This is a genomic window from Peribacillus sp. (assembly GCF_059453735.1).
Genome location: NZ_JAZVJO010000139.1, coordinates 1 through 5,774, shown reverse-complemented (window position 1 = coordinate 5,774; position 5,774 = coordinate 1). Strand labels below are relative to the sequence as shown.

General features: G+C 39.4%; 7 protein-coding genes. All 7 read right to left on the bottom strand.

Annotation, left to right across the window (positions count from 1 at the left end; translation table 11 throughout):
• Positions 1–89 precede the first annotated feature (89 nt).
• Complete coding sequence (locus tag AC52RT_RS04685) at positions 90–1,481, bottom strand: replication initiation and membrane attachment family protein (RefSeq protein ID WP_495539680.1); 1,392 nt, start codon at positions 1,479–1,481, stop codon at positions 90–92.
• A 78-nt stretch (positions 1,482–1,559) separates the two neighbouring features.
• Complete coding sequence (gene nrdR, locus AC52RT_RS04680) at positions 1,560–2,027, bottom strand: transcriptional regulator NrdR (protein ID WP_040373416.1); 468 nt, start codon at positions 2,025–2,027, stop codon at positions 1,560–1,562.
• Between the two features lie 143 nt (positions 2,028–2,170).
• Positions 2,171–2,569 (bottom strand): hypothetical protein, encoded by a 399-nt coding sequence (locus AC52RT_RS04675; protein ID WP_495539679.1) that lies wholly within the window; start codon positions 2,567–2,569, stop codon positions 2,171–2,173.
• Between the two features lie 144 nt (positions 2,570–2,713).
• Positions 2,714–3,094 carry an adenosylmethionine decarboxylase gene (gene speD, locus AC52RT_RS04670; protein ID WP_495539678.1) on the bottom strand — a complete coding sequence of 127 codons (381 nt, stop codon included), beginning with the start codon at positions 3,092–3,094 and terminating at the stop codon, positions 2,714–2,716.
• Between the two features lie 271 nt (positions 3,095–3,365).
• Positions 3,366–4,397, bottom strand: coding sequence for a glyceraldehyde-3-phosphate dehydrogenase (locus AC52RT_RS04665; RefSeq protein ID WP_495539677.1), 1,032 nt, complete (start codon positions 4,395–4,397; stop codon positions 3,366–3,368).
• Between the two features lie 220 nt (positions 4,398–4,617).
• Positions 4,618–5,220: a dephospho-CoA kinase gene (gene coaE, locus AC52RT_RS04660; RefSeq protein ID WP_495539676.1), complete on the bottom strand. Its 603-nt coding sequence runs from the start codon at positions 5,218–5,220 to the stop codon at positions 4,618–4,620.
• Positions 5,221–5,238: 18 nt separating this feature from the next.
• A partial coding sequence (ytaF, locus tag AC52RT_RS04655) for a sporulation membrane protein YtaF (RefSeq protein WP_495539675.1) occupies positions 5,239–5,774 on the bottom strand: 536 nt, incomplete at its 5' end.

Below are 5,774 nucleotides of genomic sequence, written 5' to 3'. Positions count from 1 at the left end.
ACTTCATCTTTTAAATGATCATACCGTTTTTTAAATTGAACAGTATTCGCTAGTTTATTAAGCGCCGTATTTATTTTTTCCATCATTGATCACCCCCTGTTTTTAAGATTTTTCATTTTTTCCTCAAGCTGTCGTTTTCTTTCTATTAAGGCTGCATCGTCAACGACTGCTGCCGTCTCTGTTTTTTCTTTATTGAGCCATTCCGGAACAGGTTCAGTCCGGGTTGCTTTTTTATTTGAGGTTCTGCCTTCTTTTTTCGCTTTTGCCCATTCCTGATATTGGCGATGCTCACTCTTAGCGAGTTCCATCGCTTCAGTGACTGTCGAGACATTTTTTCGTGTCCAATGACTAGCGATTTTCTCCACATAAGCTTTGGTAAGCTTCATATCCGTTTTCAGCATAACATACTCAATTAACACATTTATAACTCCAGGCCGTAAATTCTGATTCAGCATAACCCCTTCAATAATCTGCATATCATTTGCAGAAGGCTCCGCCCCGCCTGAAAGCTGCATAAGACGATCCCTTGGAGAGGTCGTTTCCAAGTGTCGGATATACTCCTGTTCTTGGGTTTTTGGCTCTTCATGCTGCGTTCTGTGTTTGACAGGCTGTACTCTTTCTGTCAGCGATGGCATGTCCTTATTATACTCGATTTGATACCAATTTTGCGCCGACTTTCTCAGCTCTTTCAAATCGATTTCATTATCCATATTCACCGAACCAATTACAAGTCCTTGCATTTGCAGCGGATTGATTCCATATAAAAATGCAAGCTTGCTGATTGTCTCAGTCACTTTAGATGTAAATGCCTTTTTAGGTGCAAGCGAGCTTTTTAATCCTGAGAAAAAGAGCGTAAAGTCAAATGTGTTCTCAAAGCCATCAGGTTCCTGACCATCAGGACGGCCGATAAATTGCTGTGTACTTTCAGGTTCTAACGTATCGGCCGCCTCATCTGACATGTATAAAGAATCCATATGATCGGAAGTAAAAATAGCAGAAAACGATTTGGTTACCTCCTCAAACTCCTCTACTTGTATACGGTCATCGCAGAAGAATTTTTTCAGGCGGTTAAAATGGGCTTTACCAATTTTCTTGTACAAGTAGATATTCAGCATGCCATCTGTAAAAAATTGCTCTGGCGTTAATGGCGGTCTCAATTCATAAATAAACTGTTTTTCATCATTCATTTTCTTCCGGTAGACCTTTACCAGTCCGATTCCTTCCAGCTTCGTTCTCGCCTCGAAAATGTCATTCAAATTTAGACCGATTGTATTCATCAGGCTGTAATGAGTTGATGAGTGTGACCAAAGCCGATTAGCTTCTATTTCACTCCACAGGGTCATATAAAGACTAACGCAGACAGGTCCAATTAACGGCTGGTAAAGAAGCGTCAAAATTTTTCTGTCATACTCATGCAGCAGTCCTGCTGAAGAAACCATATACCGGTCCACTGGTAGTAATTCCTGCCAATGCTTGGTCATAACACCAACCCTTTCCGTACGGTCGCAGATGTACCCAGCAACTCCTTCACTCGATAGAAAAGAGCCAAAGAGGAGTCTTTAGCTCTGTTTACCTTCTCTATTTAGTAGTTCCTTTAATTCATCAATAAAAACATTAATATCTTTAAATTGACGATAAACCGAGGCAAACCTTACATAGGCCACTTCATCCACTTCAGCAAGCCGATCCATAACCATTTCCCCAATCAGGTCGCTTTTCACTTCTGAAATACCTTGGTTCCGTAATTCTTTTTCAACATAGTTTGTTATATCTTCCAATTCTTTCAATGGTACTGGACGTTTTTCGCAAGCCCTGATTAAACCGCGTAGAATTTTGTCGCGGCTGAACTCCTCGCGTGTACCTTCCTTTTTGACAACAATCAAAGGAATTTCCTCTACCTTTTCAAATGTTGTAAACCGGTAAGCACACGCTTCACATTCACGTCGGCGGCGAATTGATTTGCTTTCATCCACGGGACGGGAATCAAGGACACGGGTTCCATTATATTGACAAGACGGGCACTTCATACATATCAGCTCCGTGTTTTTTAATACTCCCTTAAATCTTTACCGGGAGAATACCCTTTTTTCGTTTCTTTTATCTTATATAAAAGCGTCACTGTGTACAAGCAAAAAACGATTCAGCATTATGTATATCATCTTAGCACATATTATTTACTTGATTCTACTGCGGTTAATTTTTCCCCAAGTCTGCTATATGCATCTATTATTTCTTGCTTTAACCGAGGATAAGCCCCTGTCAGCCGCCATTTATCCGTAGACACATAAAAATCAATAGCATTTTCAAAGTTTCTGATAGGGACTACTGAAACCACAATGGTAATTGCATGTTTTGTTGCTTCCAGCAAAATTTCACCATGCTCGCGAGAGATGGATTTAATCTCATAGCGTTGCTTATCACTAAAAATCTCCTCTACTGCTGTCAGTGCCTTGTCTTGGGTAATTTTATAATAACGTGTTTGCAGCTCTTTATCTTGATGGTGATCATTAGTCGAACATTGTTGTTTATACCGAGTAACAATTGATTTAGCCCAACCCATCTGCTTCATCTCCACCTTAAATTTCTTTCCCTTTATTATACATGTTTGCAAGACAATCCTGTTATAAAAAACCCTTGTCGGCTTTATTTGTCTCAAAAAATCCATAAAAAAAAGAGATGCATCCGCACCTCTTCTTGGTTTATTTAATTTTAGTTATTGCGCCGTGATTTTACTCTGATTTACTTTAACCGGACCCATGCCGCGCGGAAGCTCAATGTTTTCGCGTGTTTGAGCATTCAATGCTTCGGCAATGTACTCTGCAGCTACGTTTGGATTAAGTTCGCCGCATGTATAAACATCAATGCTGGCATAACCATGTTCCGGAAAGCTGTGTATGGTCAAATGCGACTCCGAAATAATAACAACACCGCTGACACCCTGCGGAGCAAATTTGTGAAAAGCTACTTCACGTACCTCTGCACCTGATTTTAACGCAGCATTCACAAACGTCTTTTCAATAAAATCCATGTCATTCAGTTTATCAAAGTCACATCCCCAAAGTTCAGAGATTACATGTCTACCCATTGTTTCCATGTTAAGTTTCCCCCTTTTACATGATTTAGGATTCTGTAGAAACCTTGTTCTACAAACAACTACCACGGGGGAAAGTTAGTCCAAAGAGGTCCTAACCCTTTAAGTAGCCATTATGATCACTAATCAGCTCACGAGTCATAGTATACTGTGTTTGGATTATTTATGCAATATGATTTTTTTATAAATCAATTGATTTAAAATTTTCCCGCTATTCGTATTCACACATAAAAAGCCTTTCCGCTGGGCAGAAAGGCTTTTTTTTCCTCTGTATTTATCCAGCTTTTACTTCGGAAATATTTTTCATTTCCTGTGCGACATACTTTACTAAATCAAGAACTCGGCTGGAGTAACCCCATTCATTATCATACCAAGCAAGAATTTTTACTTTATTTTCACCGATTACCATTGTCGATAATCCATCGATAATACCTGAGTGTGGATCACTCGTAAAGTCAACAGAAACCAACGGCTCATCAGTGATGCCAAGAATCCCTTTTAATGGGCCGGCAGCTGCTTCATGAAAGGCTGTATTTATCTGATTTACGGTTACGGGACATTTCAAATCAACGACAAGGTCGACCAATGATACGTCTGGAGTCGGCACACGCAAAGACATGCCGGAAAGTTTCCCCTTAAGTTGAGGAAGCACCAATGAAATTGCCTTGGCAGCACCCGTACTTGTAGGAATAATACTCTGTGCACAACCTCGTGCTCTTCTTAAGTCTTTATGTGGATTATCTATATTATTTTGATCGTTTGTGTAAGCGTGTACAGTTGTCATCATGCCATTTTCAATCCCAAACTTTTGATCGAGTACCTTTGCAATTGGCCCCAGACAATTCGTCGTACATGACGCATTTGAAATCACAAAATGTTTATCTACATCAAGCTGGTCTTCGTTCACACCCATAACAATCGTGATATCTTCATTTGTACCAGGCGCAGTAATAATCACTTTTTTGGCTCCAGCTTCAAGATGTAAGCTCGCTTTATCTCTGTGATTAAATTTACCGGTGGCTTCAATAACGATATCTATATTTAATTCTTTCCATGGCAATTGTTTAGGATCACGGTTATTTAATAATAAAACCCGGCGGCCATTGATAATCAACGCATGATCTTCAACAATGACTTCACCTTCAAACTTCCCGTGAGTCGTATCATATTTAATTAAATGCGCTAATGTTGCAGCAGGATAACTTGCATTAATCGCAACAATGTCAACCTTGTTATCTACGATTGCTTGACGAAATACCATTCTTCCAATTCTACCAAATCCATTAATAGCTACTCTTACATTCATTTTTCGGACCCTCCCGAATTAGTGTTATACTTTTCCGTTTGTTTTACCATAATTAGTATAACACATTAGGACATCAATGTGATGAAAAAATAAATAAAATGAGATTTTATTGGAGATTTCCACGTTCTAACTAGTTACAATGAGATTTCGAGGTATTAATGATGATCATTAGGCTGTATATATAAAAAAAATGCAGAGAGGATTTTCTCTCTTCATTTTTTTACTCTATGACTCCCCATTCTTTTAGAATGTTTCGTGTCTGCAGTTTCGTAGTTTCGATCGGCCCATTATTGTCAACTGTCGCATCTGCTAAGGCGATCTTTTCTGCAAGCGGCATTTGGGAGTTTATCCGCGCCATTGCATCAGCTTCAGATAATTGATTACGTTTCATTAATCGATCAACTTGAATGTCGGCGTCGACATAAATAAGTATTGTTTTATCAACCATATAAGTTAGCTTGCTTTCAAATAATAATGGAATATCCATAAAGACTGTGCGCTGTCCTTTTTGGAAAGCTGCTTCTTTTTGCGCTAACATCCACTTTCTCACAGCAGGGTGTACAATCCCGTTTAAGAGCAGGCGTGTTTCATCATCGTGAAAGATGATCGCCCCTAATTTTGTTCGATTAATCCTTTGGTCTGGAAGCAGTAATTCATCGCCAAACACTGAAATAATCTCGGTATAAGCTTCTTGGCCAGGTTCAACAACCGCTCTTGAAGCGATGTCTGCATCAATCACAGTAAACCCCATATCTTCAATGTATTGACTAATGCTGCTTTTGCCGCTAGCGATACCGCCTGTAATTCCAATAACCTTTTCCATATTCGGCTCCTAACTTTTTTATAATTTCAAGATTCCAATCATAATGAGCAATACACCTGGTAAGAAAGCAATGTGCCGCATCACTTTATTCGCAGCTAACATTCTCCCGCTTAGCAATCCGCCCCAGATAAAAACAAAACTCATAATGGCAATACTAAGAGTTAGGATAAATGGTGAAATGCCGATCATTGCGGCTCCTATTCCTGCTCCGAAAGCATCCAAAGACAAAGCGAACCCCAGGACAATGGCTTCAATGCCATTTATCGTGCCGGATTTATCAAAATCTGCTTTCATTGGCTTTTGTAATATATTGATGACCACACCCATAGATTTTATTTCAAAGTTAAAAATCGTCGTTTCTGTATTTACACTTTCATGTGCCTTGTCAGGTTTAAAGTACTGAAGCAGCATTCCAGCCCCTAGCAGAATTAAAATAATGCCGCCTGTCATCGCAGCTGCCGTTCCAGAAACTACTTGACCAATGAAATCACCAATAATAATGCCAAAACCCAGACTTAAAGCTGAACAACATGATATGACCGCAATGGATTTAA